This window comes from Flagellimonas hymeniacidonis, from assembly GCF_008040165.1.
GTDB lineage: Bacteria > Bacteroidota > Bacteroidia > Flavobacteriales > Flavobacteriaceae > Flagellimonas > Flagellimonas hymeniacidonis.
In genome coordinates, this window is record NZ_VRUR01000001.1 from 403,316 (window position 1) to 423,971 (window position 20,656).

Annotated in this window: 17 protein-coding genes; 1 reads left to right on the forward strand and 16 read right to left on the reverse strand. The window is 38.3% G+C overall.

Annotated elements, in window-relative coordinates:
- Positions 1-2: 2 nt before the first annotated feature.
- From FVB32_RS01855 to cyoE, 7 genes are all read right to left on the reverse strand, one after another.
- Entirely contained in the window at positions 3-536 is a 534-nt protein-coding gene (locus tag FVB32_RS01855) for a DUF420 domain-containing protein (RefSeq protein WP_147740889.1), read from the reverse strand.
- Positions 536-1,282, reverse strand: coding sequence for an SCO family protein (locus tag FVB32_RS01860; RefSeq protein ID WP_147740890.1), 747 nt, complete (start codon positions 1,280-1,282; stop codon positions 536-538). The genes FVB32_RS01855 and FVB32_RS01860 overlap by 1 nt, the downstream gene beginning before the upstream one ends.
- Positions 1,263-1,895 carry a hypothetical protein gene (locus tag FVB32_RS01865; RefSeq protein WP_147740891.1) on the reverse strand — a complete coding sequence of 211 codons (633 nt, stop codon included), beginning with the start codon at positions 1,893-1,895 and terminating at the stop codon, positions 1,263-1,265. Before FVB32_RS01865 ends, FVB32_RS01860 begins: the two co-directional genes overlap by 20 nt.
- A gap of 69 nt (positions 1,896-1,964) precedes the next feature.
- Positions 1,965-2,348 carry a cytochrome C oxidase subunit IV family protein gene (locus FVB32_RS01870; RefSeq protein ID WP_147740892.1) on the reverse strand — a complete coding sequence of 128 codons (384 nt, stop codon included), beginning with the start codon at positions 2,346-2,348 and terminating at the stop codon, positions 1,965-1,967.
- Positions 2,349-2,400: 52 nt separating this feature from the next.
- Positions 2,401-3,375 carry a cytochrome c oxidase subunit 3 gene (locus tag FVB32_RS01875; RefSeq protein WP_147740893.1) on the reverse strand — a complete coding sequence of 325 codons (975 nt, stop codon included), beginning with the start codon at positions 3,373-3,375 and terminating at the stop codon, positions 2,401-2,403.
- A gap of 92 nt (positions 3,376-3,467) precedes the next feature.
- The gene (locus FVB32_RS01880) at positions 3,468-4,049 is read right to left on the reverse strand and encodes a cytochrome c oxidase subunit 3 (protein ID WP_147740894.1); all 582 of its coding nucleotides are present in this window, start codon (positions 4,047-4,049) and stop codon (positions 3,468-3,470) included.
- A gap of 5 nt (positions 4,050-4,054) precedes the next feature.
- Positions 4,055-4,957, reverse strand: a complete 903-nt coding sequence (gene cyoE / locus FVB32_RS01885) for a heme o synthase (protein WP_147740895.1) — start codon at positions 4,955-4,957, stop codon at positions 4,055-4,057.
- Positions 4,958-5,083: 126 nt separating this feature from the next.
- Here cyoE and FVB32_RS01890 point away from each other — a divergent pair, with 126 nt between their 5' ends.
- Positions 5,084-5,968 carry an MBL fold metallo-hydrolase gene (locus FVB32_RS01890; protein WP_147740896.1) on the forward strand — a complete coding sequence of 295 codons (885 nt, stop codon included), beginning with the start codon at positions 5,084-5,086 and terminating at the stop codon, positions 5,966-5,968.
- Between the two features lie 28 nt (positions 5,969-5,996).
- On the opposite strand, the gene FVB32_RS01895 is transcribed toward FVB32_RS01890, so the two are convergent.
- The 9 genes from FVB32_RS01895 to queG all read right to left on the reverse strand — a co-directional run bounded on the left by FVB32_RS01895 (position 5,997) and on the right by queG (position 20,656).
- Positions 5,997-6,344 carry a hypothetical protein gene (locus FVB32_RS01895; protein ID WP_147740897.1) on the reverse strand — a complete coding sequence of 116 codons (348 nt, stop codon included), beginning with the start codon at positions 6,342-6,344 and terminating at the stop codon, positions 5,997-5,999.
- A 130-nt stretch (positions 6,345-6,474) separates the two neighbouring features.
- Complete coding sequence (locus tag FVB32_RS01900; RefSeq protein ID WP_147740898.1) at positions 6,475-7,179, reverse strand: energy transducer TonB; 705 nt, start codon at positions 7,177-7,179, stop codon at positions 6,475-6,477.
- Positions 7,180-7,231: 52 nt separating this feature from the next.
- Entirely contained in the window at positions 7,232-7,576 is a 345-nt protein-coding gene (locus FVB32_RS01905) for a VanZ family protein (RefSeq protein WP_147740899.1), read from the reverse strand.
- A 49-nt stretch (positions 7,577-7,625) separates the two neighbouring features.
- Positions 7,626-8,006, reverse strand: coding sequence for a glycine cleavage system protein GcvH (gcvH, locus tag FVB32_RS01910; protein WP_147740900.1), 381 nt, complete (start codon positions 8,004-8,006; stop codon positions 7,626-7,628).
- Positions 8,007-8,119: 113 nt separating this feature from the next.
- Positions 8,120-15,247 (reverse strand): T9SS outer membrane translocon Sov/SprA, encoded by a 7,128-nt coding sequence (gene sov / locus FVB32_RS01915; RefSeq protein WP_147740901.1) that lies wholly within the window; start codon positions 15,245-15,247, stop codon positions 8,120-8,122.
- A 5-nt stretch (positions 15,248-15,252) separates the two neighbouring features.
- Entirely contained in the window at positions 15,253-15,834 is a 582-nt protein-coding gene (gene ruvA / locus FVB32_RS01920) for a Holliday junction branch migration protein RuvA (RefSeq protein ID WP_147740902.1), read from the reverse strand.
- A 42-nt stretch (positions 15,835-15,876) separates the two neighbouring features.
- Complete coding sequence (locus tag FVB32_RS01925; protein WP_147740903.1) at positions 15,877-18,171, reverse strand: NADP-dependent malic enzyme; 2,295 nt, start codon at positions 18,169-18,171, stop codon at positions 15,877-15,879.
- Between the two features lie 100 nt (positions 18,172-18,271).
- Positions 18,272-19,597 (reverse strand): MFS transporter, encoded by a 1,326-nt coding sequence (locus FVB32_RS01930; RefSeq protein ID WP_147740904.1) that lies wholly within the window; start codon positions 19,595-19,597, stop codon positions 18,272-18,274.
- Between the two features lie 138 nt (positions 19,598-19,735).
- Entirely contained in the window at positions 19,736-20,656 is a 921-nt protein-coding gene (queG, locus tag FVB32_RS01935; RefSeq protein WP_147740905.1) for a tRNA epoxyqueuosine(34) reductase QueG, read from the reverse strand.

Genomic DNA, 20,656 nt, shown 5'->3' on the forward strand with positions numbered 1-20,656 from the left:
GCTCAATATTGGTAATAGGGTGAAATCATTACATACACTATAACTCCAGTAATTGCAACATATAGCCAAATGGGAAAGGTATACTTGGCCCATTTCCTGTGCGCCACAAAATCATTAAGATAGGCTTTGGCATAAGTTCTCAATACTAATGGAATTACGGCAATAGAGAGTACTATATGGGTGATTAGAATAAAATAATAGAAATATTGAACAACTCCTTCTCCTCCATACCTTGTACTTTCTGAGGTCATATGATAAGCCACGTACATGATTAAAAACAGGGCTGATAATGCAATACAGGTTGTCATAAGTTTTTGATGCAGCCCCTTTTTACCGTTTTTAATAGCTAAAACAGCAAAAATTAATAGTACGGCAGTTAGACCATTGATAGAAGCATAAATTGGAGGCAAAAAGGATAAAGGTTTGGCATTTGGGATTTTATAACCAAACAATAACGCTACCACTATAGGAATTGCTATTGAAATTATTGCAATCCATCTATTAAACCGTTTTTCTCTCTGCGTAACCTCTTCCATTACTTTTCTAGCAATAGTTTTTTAATATCTTCTTTAAGCATCGTAATCTGTTGGGCTCCCCCCTCTTTATTGACACTTTCTTTTTCGGTAATTGTACCTCTATAATAGATTAGTGGGTTTCCGTTTTTGTCATCCCTAGATCGTATAAAACCTTGTTTATCCACTAAAGCAAACATACCGGAGTGCTCAAAACCGCCTGGCGCGTCTTCTACTTCATTTGCAACAATATAAAACCCTTCTTGCGCTAATGCATAGATTTTGCTCTGGTCTCCTGTCATTAGGTGCCAATCTGTATCTGTAATGCCATAACGCGCTGCATATTTTTTAAGTATCGAAGGGGTATCATACCTAGGATTAATGGTAAAAGAAGCCACTCCAAAATCCTCATATTCCTCAAAAGTGTTTTGCAACTCCACCAGATTCTTAGTCATAATAGGGCAAATAGTTGGACAGGTAGTAAAGAAAAATTCAACTACGTACACCTTATCTAGATAGTCTTTGTTGGAAATAAGTATGCTATCCTGATTTAAAAAGGAAAACTCTGGGACTTTTCTTTTTTGCCCATTGCTAATTACAAAACCCACCTCTTTTTGTTGCGACCGAATGCTCATCCGGTCGGTTTCCACTACTGAATTGTTCTTTAATCGATTTACAATTTTTGGGATGAATAGTATTCCAAAAATCAGAATGATCAAGGACACCCAGACGTAGGTATATTTCTTTTTGCTATTTGCTCCTGTTGGCATTGTTTTTCTTTAGCGCTAGACGATATTCTGCAAGAATAATCTTTACATCGTCTTCCATTTTATTGTTAAGTTCCGCGACAGAGTTGGTATTAAAACCATATTTAGTTCCTTCCTCTTCATCATCATTGCGTCCTCTAAGATTTCTGCTTTTATCAATGATGTAAACATATGGTGTTCCCAAATTTTCATCTAAGTACATATTGGTTTTTAACCCTCGGAAAAAGGCCTTGATCTCGGCCTCACTGCCATACGCAAAATTCCATTTTTCAACATCTGAAAGCGTTCCCAACTCGTTCTTCAAGGCCTTGACCTTGTCTTCAGTTCCTTTGGGAACTACCATTACAATTTGAAAATCATTAAAATCGCTAAAGCGCTTATAGATTTTCTGGTTTAGATTGAATGCATTTCCTTTTTTCTGCCCTATTTCACTCCCTAAAAATCCTAAAATGGTAATCTTATTATCAAGATTTACTTCGTTATCCAGTTGGGATACGTTGGGGATATTCTCAGTAAGAATAGGCAGCCTTCCAAAGTTGTTGATACCAGAAGCAAAAAACAAATAGGCCACCAAAGGGAAGACAAATAGAACAATTAAAACAAAGGCCTTTTTCATTGTATTTTTACTTGTGCAAAAATAAAAAAGACGGTTTAAAAACCGTCTTTTTTCAATGTTAATACTTTTCTAGAAGTCCCAAGCTAGGAAACCATCTTTGAATACATTATATATATAATCTGCTTCAAAAAGCAAAATAAAAATCAGGTAGCAAATCAAAAATATCGGCGTCCAAACTATAGCTCTGCGCAAAGCACTTTTCTCATCTCTTAAGTGCATAAAATCCCAAGCAATGTAATAGGCCTTCACCAAGGTTAGGATAATGAAAATCCAATTAAGGAGTTTCATTCCAATGAAGTAGTTTTTGGTAAGGAATTCTGGTTTGGTTATCCCCAAACCTACTTCTACTGCTGTTACTATGGTTAAAAAAACAAGTACACCCCATATTTTTTGGATGTTTGACTTGAATTTTACCAGTCCTCTAAAAATTTCCAGTTTATGCTCGTGTGCCATTTAAAACGTTTATGTTTTGACTTCCATTTTTGCGGAAGTGAAAATTAAAATTTTATACCAAGTAAAAGAATGTAAATACGAATACCCATACCAAATCCACAAAGTGCCAGTATAGACCAACTTTTTCCACCATTTCATAATGTCCTCTGCGTTCATAGGTGCCCAGAATGATATTAAAGAAAATGATAATATTGATTAAGACCCCAGAGAATACGTGGAATCCGTGAAAACCTGTAATAAAAAAGAAAAAGTCAGCAAAAAGTCGGCTTCCGTATTCATTGCGAATAAGGTTAGCTCCTTCTACTACTAAACTTGCATCTTTAAGCTTGGCCAAGGATTCTTGTCGGTTTAATAGTGTTTTTTCTCCTTCTTCATTGATGGTCTCCGTACGAATTAAAATATTAGGACTCGCCTTAAACCCTTCAATTACTTCATTTAAAGAAAAAGAAGTTTTATACCCATCTTTTTGATACCAGATTCCGGCATTACTCTCATGTTTTATCCTGTCTTCTGGCAAGGCTGTAGAGAAATCCCTTAGAGCAGCACGCTCTCCAGTTTCAGCATTTACAAACTGAAGTATTCTACCTCCTTTGGTTTCTATCGCTCCATAATCTCCTTTTATAAAAGTTGCCCATTCCCAAGCCTGTGAACCAACGAATATTGCACCGCCAATAATGGTAGCGAACATATACCAAATGACCGTATTTTTCTTCATTTTATGTCCGGCATCCACAGCAAGCACCATGGTCACAGAGGACATTATCAAAATAAAGGTCATAAACGCCACATAGTACATGGGGTAGTTCCCATGAAAAAAGGGAACGTGGGTAAACACCTCATCGGCAATTGGCCATGTTTCTATAAACTTAAATCTAGAAAAGCCATAAGAAACCAAGAACCCAGAAAATGTTAAGGCATCTGAGACAATAAAAAACCACATCATCATTTTTCCATAACTGGCATTTAGTGGGCGATTTCCGCCTCCCCAAACGCTTTCTTCAGTACCGGTTGTTACCGTTGTATCCATATAAAAGGTCGTTTTAATAAAACTTTCACAAATTTACATTTTTTGGCGTATTCAAAAAGATAAAGTTGAATGAAAACTATTTCTGTTAAAAATTATTTTACGAAATACATAAATAGTATCAAATACACCCAAAGAAAATCCAAAAAATGCCAAAAAGTAGCACCCAATTCCAAACCTAGCATATTGCCTGACATATATTTTCCTTTTAATTGCTGCACCAACACGACTAATAATGAAATTAACCCTGCTATAAGGTGGACAATATGCACTGCCGCAATTAAAAAAACATAGGACATTTTAATACTACTGGTAGGTCCTGTAAAATAGTATCCATTTTCCAACATTTGGGAAAAGCCCACAAATTGCAATGCAATAAAAGAGATTCCCAAAACCAAAGTTGCCAATAAAAAGAGTGTTCCTTGTTTTTGATTATTTCTACCAACGGCTAGTTTAGCCATAAAATAGGTTACACTGCTTAGAATGATTATTGCAGTGCTAATGAAAAAAGCCTGTGGCAATTCTAAATCACTGATCCAATCATCACGTTTGCTGCTCACGATATAGGCACTGGTCCAACCTGCAAAACCCATAATTAGGCTCACAATGCCAAACCAAAGCATCATTTTCTTTGCGCGCCTATTTTTCTGTTCAATACTCCCCTCGGTTAAATCCATACTTTTTAACTAATAAACTTATCTATTACATAAATGATTTGAATCACCGAAATATAGGTGACACTAGCCAGCATTAATCTTCTTGCTGATGCATTATCTCTTTTTTCATACAGTCTGAACGCAAAAGCAAGCATTACCAAGCCGGATAGCAATACAATAATTGCCGCAGGAATAGACAGATGAAGTCTTCCTGTAAATCCAAAAGCCGGCATGATGGAGATTACGATCATCCAAATGGTGTACAATATAATTTGTAATGCTGTTCCCGTATCTTTTTTACCTGTGGGCAGCATTTTAAAGCCTCCTTTTTTGTAATCGTCATCCAGCATCCAGCCTAATGCCCAAAAGTGTGGAAACTGCCAAAAAAATTGAATCATAAAAAGGGTGCCAGGTTCTATTCCAAAATCGTCTGTTGCGGCTACCCAACCCAACATAAAGGGAATTGCTCCCGGAAATGCCCCTACAAAAACTGAAAGGGGTGTTTTAGTTTTTAATGGCGTATACACACTTGTATACAGAAATATGGAAATAGCACCGAACATTGCCGTTTTGGGGCTTAATAGATATAGTGCCACCACACCTAAAAGTGTCATGGTTATGGCAATGGCCATTGCTGAATTGACGGACATGCGTCCTGCAGGTATTGGACGATTTTTGGTACGCTTCATCAAGGCATCCAAATCCTTTTCTATAACTTGGTTAAAAGCGTTTGAAGCTCCTACCATACAATATCCCCCAAATGCCAATAAGGCAAGAGAGGTAAAATCAATTTGGTAAGCACCTAAAAAATAACCCGCAATGGATGAAAATAGCACACTAAGAGCCAGTTTGGCTTTGGTGATTTCCTTAAAATCTGAAAAAATCAAGGACCAAGATGTGTTTTTTACAGAACCTACGGCAGACTTCATCCACAATTTATATTGGCTGGCAAAGATAACGTCAGTCCGTATCTTTTCCAACCTATTGTAAGTCTTTATGTTATTTTTGAAGCAGCAATACGTCTTACCATAGAAATCAACGTTAAAACATACACCATGCGCTATTTGATCATTATTGCATTTCTCTCTGCCACATTAGTACAATCCCAAGATAAAGAAGTTACCATTACCGTGGACACCTTAAGCCAAAATGTATATATGCTTACTGGACGAGGGGGTAACATCGGCCTCTATGTTGGAAAGGAAAAAGTCTTTATGATTGATGATCAATTTGCCCCTTTAAGTGCTAAAATTAAGACGACCATAGCAACACTTACAAATAAACCTATTACGTATTTGGTAAATACCCATATGCATGGAGACCATACAGGAGGAAACGTAAATTTTAATACTGATGAAACCACCATAGTAGCCCAAGATAATGTTCGCAAGCGATTACAAACCCGAGGACAGCAAAATGTGGCAGCCAAAAAGTTGAGTCAGGCAGATTATTTGAAAACGTTACCAGAAATTACCTTTTCTGAAGACTTGGCCTTTTATGATGGTGATGAAACCATTATGGCCTTTCATGTGCACAACGCACATACGGATGGGGATAGTATGATCTATATTGTGAACGAAAATGTGCTACATATGGGTGATACTTATTTTTCGGGCCGCTATCCTTATATCGATTTAAAGAGCGGTGGAAGTATTGATGGCTATATCGCTGCCCACAAAAAAGCATTGTTGGTTATTGATGAGAATACAAAAATAATTCCAGGGCACGGAAGGCCTTCCAATAAAAGTGAATTGCAGACGTATGTAAACATGCTGGAAGATATTAGAAGCATTGTACAAAAGGAAATTGCAGCCGGTAAGACTTTGGAGCAGATAACAGCGGATGCCCAACTACTTTCCAAGTATGATGGTACCCATGGCAACGGCTATATTAATCCTGAAAAGATGCGAACTACGGTTTATACGAGTTTGGTGAAATAGAGTTAAAAAACTCTAATACATTATTGAACTAATCTAGTCTCAAAAACTTGAAGTACAATGTATCATACGATATTACAATCTTAACCGTATCATTGTTTCTTTTCTTAATAAGTCTATATGGACCAGAGAAATCACCCAGTACTGTAGGGTTGTTGTTTGTCTCTAATTTTCGAATCATTGGACAATTGCCAGAAATAGAAACACTATCATCTAATGAAACAACTCCTTTGTAATATTTAACTTTTTTTGCAAATAAGTTAATCTCAGATTCATATTTCAAGGATATATCCTTGCTTGACGTTCTTTCCATAAGTATTACTCCGAAAAAAATCAGAACAAAAACGACTATCAAAATTCCAAATTGGGTTGACTTCATAATTCAGATAATTGACGGCAATTCGCCTACATTGGTAATCTCAATTTAAATGTAATGTAAATTATAAAAAAAAGCCCTAACGTTTCCGCTAGGGCTTTTTCTATTCCTGCCGCAACAAGAATATCATATTTTACTGAAGCTTAAATGTAATTGGAATACTAAAAGGAACTTTCACAGCTCTACCTCTTTGTTTTCCTGGTGTCATTTTAGGAAGCTTATTGATAATACGTAAGGCTTCTTTCTCCAAGTTTTTGTCCGGTCCACGCATTCTAATGTTTCCGATACTACCGTCTTTTTGGATTACGAAAATCACATTTACCCTTCCTTGAACACCCATTTCTTGGGCAATCTCAGGATAACGGAAGTTTTTACGAATATGCTTTTGCATCATATCTTGAAAACACTGCTTTTTATTACTAGCGCCTTCACAACCAGGGAATACTGGTACATCTTCAATTACAGCAAAAGGAACCGAAATATCTTCATCAACTTCCTCAACTTCGACATCTTCAACTTCCATTACTTCTTCTTCTTGGCTGGTCTCTGTTGATTCAATAACAGTTTCTTCAACTTCTTCTTCATCTTCAACAACTTCTATAACCTCTGGTGCAGCTGGTGGCGGTGGTGGCGGTGGAGTTTTTATCTGCTCTGTCATCGGCACCTCTTCATCCAACTGATCTTCGATATTCATTGAGATATCATAGTCATTGGATTTATCATATTTTTTCCACTCCATGGCTCCATAAACCAACCCCAAAACAGCAGCTAACCCTATTACAAAATAGAGGGTACTGTTCTTTCCTACGTCTGCTTTTGGATTCTTTTTTAGTTCCATCGTTTTAATTTTAGTGTTTGCTAATTTAATTATTAATTGGTTAAATAAGCAATTAAATTTTCCATTTTAACGGCCTTTCTTTAGAAAAATACCATTTAATTAAGCGAACTCCTACAATTGCACCTAATGTATTGGCAATTACATCGCCAATTTCGGCCATTCGATTTGAAGTTGCTATATACTGCATTGCTTCAATAAATATGCCATATGCTATTGCTACGAACAATATAATCAACACTGCCTTGCCTAACTTTATTCTGCCCTGTGTACGCTCCCTTACAAACAGGCAACCTAGCACGGAAAAAATCAAATAAAATGAAAAATGGGTTATTTTATCGGCATAAGGGATGTTCACGGTACCGGTATCCAAATCTGAAAAAGAAAATAAGCTGAGCATTGTAATACACAAAACCCAGCTTATAAATAATAAGGTAAAAGTATACTTTTTAAGCACCAATCAATGCTTTGTAATCGTCATCGCTCATTAACGTATCTACTTCAGAAGCGTCACTTATTTTTATTTTGATCATCCAACCTTCCCCATAAGGGTCCGTATTCACCTTCTCGGGCTCATCTTCCAAGGCTTCATTAAATTCCACAATCTCACCACTAAGTGGCAAAAACAAATCAGAAACTGTTTTTACAGCTTCTACCGTACCAAACACCTCGTCCTTATCCAAAGTCTCATCCAAGGTTTCTACTTCCACATAAACGATATCACCTAACTCGCCTTGGGCAAAGTCCGTAATGCCCACTTTGGCAACATCTCCTTCTATTTTAATCCATTCATGGTCCTTGGTATACTTTAATTCTGCTGGTATGTTCATTGTTCAATTTGTATTAGTCAGGTAACAAATGTAAAGGATCAGTCATAGCTTTTCAAGTAAACTTGAAAACAAAATTCCTGTTATCACAAAATGATCTTTTGGCTAATGAAATCCTAGTTCCCGAAGTTATATCTAAGGGTAAAACCAGCATTAACGGTAGTTTGTGGAAATGCAGTGGATACGGCAAATTGTGAAAACGAATGATCATAAAAGAACAAGGCATTTAAACTCTTGCTTAAAGCATAGTCCGCAGTGAACTTGATGGACATTAATTGCTGTCCAGAGGTAATCTGATTATTATCAACATCCAGATTTCTGATGATGGTGATGTTATCCCTTAGGGATAAATCTGCTTTAAGGTTTAGGTCACCCTTCAATCTTGTTTTTTCACCACCAATATTGGTTACAAATTTTACATCTTTAAAGCGATAGCCCAATCCCAAAGTGTACTCCTTACCGTTAATTTCCGTAAGCAAGTTGTTATCAAAACTTAAGGATAAGGTTCTATCCGTTCTCACCTCAGCTAGAAAACTAAACGAATTCTTCATTTCAAAATCTACCCGCATTAATGGATTAAACTGATCGGTAAGCACTACATTGTTGATGATGTTCTCTGGAAGAAAATCTCCAGTTTCTGGGTCTGTGGTAGTATTCTCTCGCTCTAAATTGGTTTGAAACGAGTTGATACTATATGCAGCCCGATAGCCATGACTTAATGAAAAACGCTTGAATTTCTTTTTAAACCATCGGTTTTTCATTAATCCGGTATACTTAATGTTCCAATTTGGAATTGGTATATCTCGGAAAGCATCTAAATTGACACGATCTACATCTTGTCCGGTGTAAGCCGCAAAGAATGCCGGAAGCAATACTTCTTGCTGCGTTTTGCCATAGCGCTCTGGGAATCCATCCGCATCCAAAGTCCCAGGATTTTGTCCTCTATCTGCAACCAATCTGTTGGCAACGGTGATTCTGTTTTCCTTGAATTTATCAAAGGTTTCGGAATCAAATTCGTCACTTTTATTGAATACGGTTCCAATCATTACTGTGGAGATACTGAAATTACCAAAGGTATTCCCGAGTAAATTTTCGTATTCAAACTGACCATTCCCCAAATCGTTCACTTGGAAATTTTCTTGATAGCTATTCGAAATTTGCCGGTCCGCAGTAAAATCGATAGTTAAATCTTGCGTTGGTTGTGCCGTAGCTGTAATATTCAACTGCTTGTTGGTATTCTGCATGTATTGGGAGTTGAACTCAGGAAATGTGGTCAACCATCCATTTCTTGCGGCTTCAAAACGTACATCTGCTTGGCTTCCAAAAATGAATCCAAAACTAGGTCTGGTAGTTCCGATAAAACCTATAGACTGTGTGTAGCCGGGTAATACCTTTCCATTATTTTCGCTATAGTTCACGTTGACACGTTTTACCATAGTTACAATATCAACCAGGGTATTGAAGGCTTTACTGGTTTTTTTCGGTGGTTTTTCATCAGTTGCATCTGAAGCAGGGTTCCCAGCTTTATCTCGTCTCACCCGTGCTTGCGTAGCAGTCACTTTTCCATCTTTCTTTTTAAGCCCTAGAAAGTCGTAAAAACGCTGCATGGTTAAATTAGCAGTTAAATTGTGGGTGTTGGCATTTTGGACTGTATTGATATCCTCAAGTGCAACTTCTCTTAAGGCATCTCCACCTCGTTGCCAGTCAAAATTACTGGTGTAGGTATACTGCGCATTGATGAAATTGAGGAATGGGAATTTACTGAACGGTAATTCGTAATTCAACTGCATTTGCTGCGAATGTCGGTTGGGTTCACCAATATCAAAAAAGCCATCCCATAAATCCAATGCTTGATTAATACCAGAATCAGCATCGTCATCCACATTAAAATAGTTCCGTATTATATTATTGTTAGATGCCGTCAGATTCAAACGTAGCGATTTGGTTATGCTGTAATTTAATGCGTATTGCCAATTGAATAGGTAATTGCGCTGTTGCAGCAAAGGCAGTTCCAACGCATCTACACCAGGTTCCAAAACATCTCTAAAACGCTGTTGGTTAAAGGAACGATTGTAATTAGCGTTTACCGATAAGCTTGTAGGCAATAGATTAAAATTAAGTTCTTTAAGCCATTGCCAGTATTTGCTCATAAACAAGGAATCTTTTTTGACAAATGGGGCAACTGGTGCTGGTTTGAAATTGTGATTATAAACAAAGCCCGTTGTTACATTTTGATCACGTAAATCCGCAACTTCAAAATCCCTGTGATTGGTTTCGTTATACGAATAATTAAAGGTGAAATTTTCAACATCATAGAAGTTTTCTTTAGCTTCATCGCTCCTGTTCTTGCGAACGCCAATGAGGTTGATGCTCGTTCTTTTAGTATAATCTTCGGCCTGTTTTTTAATTGTTTCGGCATCCTCCGGTGTGGTTGCCGCTGCAATACGATCATCAAGTTTTAAATCATCGTAAACAGGATCAAACTCTGGGGTAATCAAGCTTTCCGAAATGCCATAATTAAATGGAAGTTGTATTCCCCACTTTTTTGGCAATAACTGACCTACGTTTACATTGGTCACCACATCATAAGAAATGGCATCTTCCCGTGAACGCTCGTTAGGCATTTGATCTATAGAGCCAAAACCTGAGGTGCTTCTGCTACCTGTTGCTGTTACATTGGCAAAGTCAGCCATGTTGGCATCCAAAGCAGCAATTGCTGCCCAGCCTCCATTATTATCTAAACCTGCTAATCGCAGTTCATTAAACCAAACTTCTCCTCTAGCGGGTAAATCATCAATGTTTTTAACACCGACCATCATTCCACGAATACTCCCTAAGGATGGGTTACCTCGAATTCCTATACGTAACCTTCCTAGTGTTCTTGGTGCAAATTCATCTACTAAAACAGCTTGTCCATCTATAATTTCATAGTAATTGATATCATTAAGCGTTTGCTCCGCAATTCCTCTAGATTTTACCTTGTTCAAGTCGCTTAAGTCGATATCTATCTCATTTACATCTGGCCAAATTTCATCTGGCGATGTTACATTAAAAGGCGTGAACTGAAGTGGTAATTCTATTTGATAAAAATTCTCTGAGAAATCGGTACCTATTCTTAGAAAACCAACCAATGGGGTATCGTCATCAGAATAATCCCCATTCAGTATTTTTTCGGCGTGCATAAACATCTTAATGCGTTCATATTGTCGCACGTCGATATTCACATTTTTGAAGACTCCTCGAGAATCTTCAGATTCCAAATTTTCCACTACAAAAGACAAGGATTGCTCATTCTGCCTTATAATCGTATTGTTATTATTCAATTGCTCTCTTACTACTCCTGGAGGCAATACGTAGGGTATGGGCTGTCTGCCAAAATTCTCTTCTATATTAACTGTATTGACATCGGTTACCGTTCCATCATCCGAAGGGTCATTGTCAATCTCTGGTTGCAAGGAATTGGTATAGGTTCTCCAATCTCCACGCACAAGATCCAACGTAGCAAAACGCAATACCACATCATCGGTAAACCCTGTGAGGTACATTCGCATAAAACTTATGGAACGAAAATCTGTTATTCCTCCAACGGCATCTGTAAAATCACTCAACGGAATTTTATATTGTATCCATCTTCTGTTCAATTGGGTACCGTTAGGAAGATCTGGGGTAAGCCCTTCTCTAATGTCCGTTACATATTGATCATTAATGTCTGTATTTGGTCTAATTTGAATTCGGTATTCATAGTAGCTATTCACCGTATTCATGGTTAAATCCCTGTCAATATCTTCAACATCTGGCAATGTGGTCGACCCTCTATTTGTATTGCTTACTGCAACGGGAGAGTTTCCATCTGGATTGTTAAAATCAAAATAACGTTCTAAAATCCCACCTTCTCTATTTAAATAATACTGATAGTTATCTAATGCTGGATCTTCACTTGGCCCATTATAAATTGCTTGCTCTCCTGCATCGTCCAAACCATCGAAACCGACATCCTGTAATGTTCTATTGGCTTCATCTGCATCAAAAGCATACACCAAAGATTGAGTCGAAGGCACTTGTCCCCAGATGGTGGTTCTAGGAATCTCGTTATTGGTTGTCGCAGGCAATCCATTTTCGTACTGCTTACGTCCATCTTTTAAGATGTCTTCGGATATATTTCCCAAGTTGAATACGAGTTCTCCCGCATTGGTGTTATTCGTTTCACCATCCACATAAGGATCCAATACCCAAAACTGAACAAATTCTACATTGGATTGTTCAAAGTTGGTGCTGCTTAACGGCCTCATAATACCCGCCCACTTATCGTCTGGAGTTTCGGCAGCAAAACTTGGGTTGGCGTTGTAGGGTCCTTTTTCGTCTGGGTAATACACCAAATCCAAGGTTCCTTGTACCTGTGTTTGTCCCTGAGCAATATCTGTTTCTGCAAAAACCTCATCAATAAAAACCCTTCTGGTAGTGTTTAATGAAATGTCATTATCCGACATTCCTGACGGTCTTTGGTTGGTATAAAAAATGGGGTCAATAGTATACCACGCCACTTTGGCTCGTTCGAAACCTACGTCAATATCCGTTCTATCTTCTAAAAACTCAACTGGAGGACTTGCCAAAGTCCATCCTAAAGATGAGCGAATATCGATAAGAGCCTGCGCTCCTTCAAAATCATCTAAATAGGTTGTGGTCTCGCCTTGAAAATCTGCATTCTTTGGGGAATTTGGTTTTAAGAATGCCACTTCACCCCGTACTGATAAATTAGAGGGCACATCGGTATCAATATTGGGAAGCTTGTTTGCAAGTCTGGTCAAAAATGGAATTTCCGTACTGAAGTTTCCGTTCAATCCAAAAATAGTATTGTTAACCGGTTCAACTCCAAAATTTGATTTTTGGGTCAGCGGGCGTTCGTTCAAATTCAAAAGTGTACCGCCCAACACAAAATTTTCATTAAACTGATGTTCCACATTTATTCCAGTAAACCTTCTTGTTTGCTGGCCGAACACGGCATTATTTTCAACGGAAATATTTATTGGCGTATTTGACGCTGCCAAACTAGGGTCCAAAATCTGAACAGTACCGGCCTGATAGTTCACGGTATAATCTATACCTTCTTGCAATTGTCTCCCGCCGGCTGTGACTCTAACCGAGCCTCGAGGCACATTAAACGCTCCAATAGGAATTCCATTATTTCCTTGTGATTTATAGCGTCCTTTTATTTGAAAACGATTTTTTTCAGCATCTTGCAAAGAAGCTGCCTTGGTCTTTGCGTACATGTTTCGAAACACATAGCGTTGCTGATTTACATTATAGCCTTGATCATCATCAACATCATAGGTTCCACCACCCAACTCTCCAAATAGAAATTCTCCAAAGGGCTCTACCTTAGTAAAAATAATTCGTCCCGACTGTGTATCAACTGTTATTCCCGGTACGTAATCAAAGAAACCATCTCCCCCTGGCTGCACATCATTGTATACATTTAATCGATCTAGGTTGAAGATATCAATAAGAATACGTTCTTCATAACCCACTGGCCAACCTGCATTTGGGTCTACCGGTGTGATGTAGTTTCTTGGGGTAGGGTCAGAATATAGAATGTTCAGTTTAAAATCTTCCTCACTTAATTGAAAAGCACCTGTGGCGTAGATATTTTTCATCATCAAATCCCAGATGGGATCATCTACATTGGTGATGTTACTTTTAAGTAGTTTTAGAATAAGTGTATTGTTTTCAATAATGGGATTCACTCCTCCGGAAACCGTAGTTGCGTCCACTCCGCCATTGGCAAACTCCCCCACCTGGAATACTTCTCCATTAATGGTATATTGGAAAGCCACACCCAAAACCTCATCATTACTGAGCCTTTGGTTTAGGGAAATGTACCCCAATTGTGTATCAAATTGGTAGTCTCTGCCTTGTTCCAGTTTACGTGCATTTTCCAGAATAGCATAGTCAAAACCTTGGTTTGCAGTAACGTTAAATCCGGTCTCTACAGTAGCAATATCTCTAATAGCTGAGGTTAATTGCCCGCCATTTCCTATTAATGATGGATCAAAATCATTTGCACCATTTTGTGGTAGTGCCCCTGGCGTAAGAACATTGAAAAATCCTCCCGGAGCATTTCCTTCTTTCCCTATTCTGGTAATTTCTCTACCATCTGCACCTAGCTCAACCTCTCCCAAATCCTGAATAGCAACCACATTCCGAACATTCAACGTCTGTTGGTTACGGTTGGTTACCCAAACTTCTAATCTGGTAATCTGCACCTGGCTTTGAATAAAAGGATAATTAGTAAGGGCACGATCGTAATTATCTCTAAAGTATTGTGCTAAGAAAAAGTGTTTGTCTTCATCATAATCCAAAGCGGTCAATGCAAATTCATTAACGGTACCTCCTCCTTGGGCAACTACTGTGTTGTTCTGTGAACGTTGCTCGGAAAAAACAGCTGTTACTGTTGTCTTCCCAAATTGCAACTGGGTTTTTACCCCAAAAAGGCTTTGGGCACCAGTAATCAGAGAACTGTTCAATGGCATGTTTACATTACCAATCTCTATTTTTCGAAGAATATCATCTTCCGTAGGGGTGTAATCAATTTTTACTAAATTTTGAAAATCGAAGGTAGCCTCTGTATCATAGTTGGCGGTTACTTGAAGACGTTCCCCAACTTTCCCTAATAAACTCAAGCTTATTCTTTGGTCAAAATCAAAAGATAGATTGGTACGGTTTCTTGGTGAAAGAGCTGGGTTATCATTTTTTTGCCATAATATACCCAAATCCATGGCCACAGAACCTTGAGGAATTACTTCAATGGTATTGCCACCAAAAATGGACTCAAAAAAACTACTGTTTACATAGAAATTGGGCAACAAATTTTTTCTGGCTTCCTCACTTCCCTCTTTTTTACCCGTAAAAGCGTCTATTTTATCTTTGAAGTAGGACTTCATCTGTTCTTTTCGAACCAACTCAAAATACTGTTCAGGGGTAAGGATGACAGGATGGCTGATGTCAAAGTCACCAACACTTTCCGAATAGATATAGCGGTCTATTTTAGGGTCATAGGTGTATTTTGCAATAATGCTATCTGGATTTTCCAAAATTAAGCGACCAAGCGCAACACCCGTTTTTACCGAATCTTGTTCTTGCTCATTGGTTTCCTGCCCCATCAAGGTGGTGGCTGTCAGCAAGCATATAAAAAAGAAAAAGTGCCTAAATCTTAAAGATTTAAGTATTGGTTTTGCCCCTCTTTTCAAACTAGTTACAAATTTTTCAGCGCCAATTTTATAATGTCCTCTACGCTTAGTGTTGGATCTTGGGATAAAACCTTGTCCACAACCTTTTCAGATTGCCTTCGAACAAAACCAAGAACCTCTAAAGCAGATAACGCTTCTTCTTTGCTTGTATTGTTTGATTGTAGGGAAACTTCACCCATATCGTAGACTTTTAAAATCTTATCCTTCAAGTCCAAGATTACACGTTGGGCAGTCTTAGCTCCTATTCCCTTGATTGCCTGTATGGAAGGGACGTCTCCATTGGCAATTGCATCTCTTACTTGAATGGGTGATAAAGAGGAAAGCATGGTTCTTGCCGTACTAGAACCAATGCCCGAAACAGAAATTAGAAGTCTGAATATTTCACGCTCCGATTTTTCTACAAAACCAAACAAAGTATGTGAATCTTCCTTGACTTGTAAATGCGTAAAAAGCCGAATGTTTTCTTCATCCTTTAATTGGGAAAAAGTATGCAATGAAATATTCAGAAAGTACCCAACTCCCGCGCATTCGATAATAACAAAAGTTGGATTTTTTTCTACCAGTTTTCCTTGTAAGTGGGTAATCATGATGTAACAGTTAGGTTTTGGGTGAAATTTAATCTTGCTGTGCTACTCTCCCATTTTTGCTTTTTTCCGCTTCTCCCGTTCTTGGGCGTCGATAACAGCTACGGCGGCCATATTCACCATTTCATCAACACTGGCACCTAGTTGCAAAATATGCGCTGATCTGCGAAGCCCCACCATAATTGGACCAATAGATTCAGCATTATTCAATCCCTTCAAGAGTTTATAGGTGATATTGGCTGAGTCTAAATTTGGAAAAATTAAAGTGTTTACTTTTTTTCCTGTAAGCTTTGAAAATGGAAAATTGTTGTGGCATAATTCCTGGCTCAACGCAAAATCGGTTTGGATTTCACCATCGACAATCAGTTCTGGGTTTCGTTCGTGCAAAATTTTAACGGCTTCTCTTACTTTTTGGGCATTAGGATGACTTGACGACCCATAATTAGCATAAGACAACATTGCCATAACGGGGTTAAAGCCAAAGGTGTTGGCCACATTTGCAGTCATCTGGGCTATTTCAGCCAATTCTTCGGCACTTGGATCTACATTGATAGAGGTATCCGCCAAAAATAATGGCCCTCTTTCTGTAATCATGATATTACAGGTTGAAGCATTTTTAACCCCTTTAGCCCTTCCCAAAACTTCAAAAACAGGCTTTAATACTTTAGGATAAGATCGGGAATACCCAGAAATCATTCCATCAGCATCCCCTTCATGAAGCATCATAGCGCCAAAATAATTACGTTTACCCATATTTACGTTTGCGCTGTACTTGGTTTCCCCTTTTCGCTTTCTAGACTCCCATAATTTAAGAGCATATCTATTGCGCATTTCCTTAGACTCATCAGAACGAGGGTCTATTATGGTCACTTCTGCATCAAAATCCAGCTCCTTTTTTAGGTCTTCTATTGTTTCTTTATTTCCCAGTAAAATGGGTATGGCTATCCCTTCATCGTACACAATTTGCGCTGCCTTCATCACATCCAACAATTCCGCTTCTGCAAAAACAATTCGTTTTGGATTCAATCGAGCTCTATTGTGCATCAAACGCACAGCTTTGTTATCATTACCAGACCTTTGATACAGGTCTTCTTCGTACTTCTTCCAATCTTGAATTGGAGCTTTGGCCACCCCGCTCTCGATTGCCGCTTTTGCAACTGCGGGTGGAATTTTGGTGATTAACCTTGGATCAAAAGGTTTTGGAATAATATAATCTTTACCAAAAGTCAACCTAGTGGTATCATAAGCAATATTCACCTGTTCCGGTACTGGCTCTCTTGTTAAATCTGCCAAAGCTCGAACTGCAGCCATTTTCATTTCTTCGTTGATCTTGGTAGCACGAACATCAAGTGCACCCCTAAAAATGAATGGAAACCCTAAAACATTATTCACTTGGTTAGGGTGGTCAGAACGACCCGTAGCCATAATAATATCATCCCGCGTTTTACAGGCAATGCTATATTCAATTTCTGGGTCTGGATTTGCCATAGCAAAAACAATAGGATCTTTTGCCATAGATTTAAGCATTTTCGGTGTCAAAATATTGGCGATGGATAGACCAATAAAAACATCTGCATCCTTCAAGGCCTCATCTAAAGTATCTATCTTTCTGTCAGAAGCAAATTCCAGTTTTTCTTTGGAGAGGTTTTCTCGGTCACTTCGGATAACTCCTTTACTATCCAACATGACAATATTCTTTCCGCTAGCACCAAATGCCTTATACAATCTCGTGCAAGAAACGGCAGCAGCGCCTGCGCCGCTCACCACAATTTTTACTTTTTCTATTTTTTTGTTGGTGATTTCCAATGCATTCAACAAAGCCGCGGCAGAAATAATAGCGGTTCCATGTTGATCATCATGCATCACCGGAATATCCAGTTCTTCCTTAAGCCTTCGCTCTATTTCAAATGCTTCAGGAGCTTTAATATCTTCAAGATTAATCCCTCCAAACGTAGGAGCAATGATCTTTACCGTTTCCACAAACTTATCGACATCCGTGGTATCCAACTCAATGTCCATTCCATCTATATCTGCAAAAATCTTAAATAGAAGGCTTTTTCCTTCCATCACTGGTTTTGAAGCTTCTGGACCAATATTTCCAAGTCCCAAAACTGCTGTACCATTAGAGATTACTGCAACAATGTTTCCTTTGGCGGTATATTTATAAACATCATCCTTATTCTTTTTGATCTCCAAACAAGGCTCTGCCACTCCCGGTGAATAAGCAAGTGCCAAGTCTCGTTGGGTTGCGTAGGGTTTGGTGGGAACAATTTTTATTTTACCTGGCTGGGGTTTGGCATGGTACAATAGTGCTTCCCGACGTTGTTGTTCTTTGTTCATTTTTTACAATTGAAGCTGTAAAGATAAAGGTATTCCATTGTAATGATGAAATACCAATCCATTCTTAATTTATAGTAAGTGTATTTTGAAAAATTACCGTTTATTCTTCTGCTACGTCTGCTAGATTATCCTCTTTAGATACGTTTAATCGCATTGCTAAAATTGATGCGATTACGAAGCAAGCACCAGCAAATAAAATCGCATTCACAGAGTTTGCACCCAGGAAGTTTTTAAAAATTGGGCCAAATGTCAATGTTTGAATACCCATTGGGATTACAATCATCATATTTAAGATGCCCATATATACTCCCCTTCTTTCTTGAGGAACAATCTTTGAAACCATGCTATACGGAATTCCCATCATAGCCGCCCAACCAATTCCGAACAAGACCATTGGGAATAGCACATAAACTGGATCTGCAATATTTGGTATCGCAAATAGCGCTAACGCTGTACCAAAAAGACTTAGGGCATATATTTTCTTTCCACCAAACTTCATGGTCAACGGCACCAATATTAAAGCGACAACTGCAGTAACAACATTGTAAGTAGTACTCATTTTTGCAGCCTGAGCTGCAGCTTCAGAGGTATCATATCCCATGGTAGCCCTAAACAATGGTGTAATAAATTGCCAATAGACAAACAAAGCGTACCACTGAAATAGATAAACCGCAGAAAGTTTCCACATAAATTTTGGCATTTCCTTCACGGCAGCACTAATCTCGATGAATGGTGTCTTAAAACGTTCTATAAACGGGAGGGCCTTATGCCTATTTATTTCTTTTAATTCTTCGTCGCCTGGGGGAATCTCAGGGGTTTTTAAGACGGACCATAAAATGGTGGTGATGGATAAAAATGAGCCAATAAAAAAGGAATAATACAACCATTTGGGAATGGTTCCTGCCACTTCTTCACCTCCCCCAAACCAATCTTGAAACAAAAAGATAGATGCATTGGCCAAAAGAATCCCAGCGCCTACAAACAAGCTTTGCATTTGATACCCCATGCTCAACTGCTTGTCTGGTAATTTATCCCCAACAAAAGCACGGTAAGGTTCCATAGCCATATTGTTTCCTACATCAAGAATCCATAACAATCCTACTGCAAACCATAGGGCTGGACTAAGCGGAAAAGCGAACAAACATAAACTTCCTAAAATGGCACCGATTAGAAAAAAGGGCTTTCTTCTACCCCATCGAGCAGACCAGGTCTTATCCGAAATAGCGCCAATCAATGGTTGAACAATCAAACCTGTAATAGGTCCTGCAATATTCAAAATAGGCAAAATCTCTTCTTTTGCCCCAAGAAAAAGAAAGATAGGATTAATGGCACTCTGCTGAAGTCCAAAGCTATATTGAATGCCGAGAAATCCAACATTCATGTTCCAAATCTGCCAAAAACTTAGTTCAGGTTTTTTAATTTTCATAGTTCGGTCGATGGTTAAACATTAGCAGCATATTCCCTTCTACATCTTATCAATATACTGCTTTCTTTGCTGTTATGATAAAAATCGCTGCTTAAAACAATGAAAATAGCAACGCAAACGATTTCGCTTTATAAAAATTTATTTCAGGAATTTAATATTCCGTTGCAAACCTGAAAATTTGGTTCGTTTTACGGCGGATTTTTTGAAGATTTTTCTAAATACATCCTCCGTGATTTCTTCCCAATCTTTTTTGGTCATTGAAAGCAATTCAGGATGAGGATTAAAAAGTGGTTCGCTATGCGACTTCGAAAAACGGTTCCAAGGGCAAACATCTTGGCAGACATCACATCCAAACATCCAATCATCGAATTTTCCTTGGAACTCATTGGGAATTTCATTCTTCAGTTCAATAGTAAAATAGGAAATACACTTACTCCCATCCACTACATAAGGTTCCACAATCGCTTCCGTTGGGCAGGCATCGATACATGCGGTACATGTGCCGCAATGGTCCGTTACCGGAGTGTCATAGTCCAATTCTAAATCAACAATCAATTCAGCAATAAAATAAAAAGATCCTACTGGTTGGGTGAGCAGATTGCTATGTTTTCCTATCCAACCCAAGCCACTTTTGGCCGCCCATGCTTTATCCAAAACAGGGGCAGAATCCACAAAGGCCCTTCCATGCACTTCACCGATTTCTTCTTGAATAAAATGTAATAGGGATTTGAGTTTATCTTTTATCACAAAGTGATAATCGATTCCATAGGCATACTTAGACACCTTATAGGTGTTTTTTATTTGATTCTGCTCTGGGAAATAATTGAGTAATAGAGAAATTACTGATTTTGAGCCTTCAACCAATTTGGTAGGATCCAATCGTTTGTCAAAATGGTTTTCCATATACTGCATTTCACCATGCCTATTTTGGCTAAGCCATTTTTCCAATCGTGGTGCTTCTTCTTCCAAAAATTCGGCTTTAGAAATACCACAAGACAAAAAACCGAGGCGTTTGGCTTCGGTTTTTATTAAATCAGTATGATTAGTTCTTGAATTCAA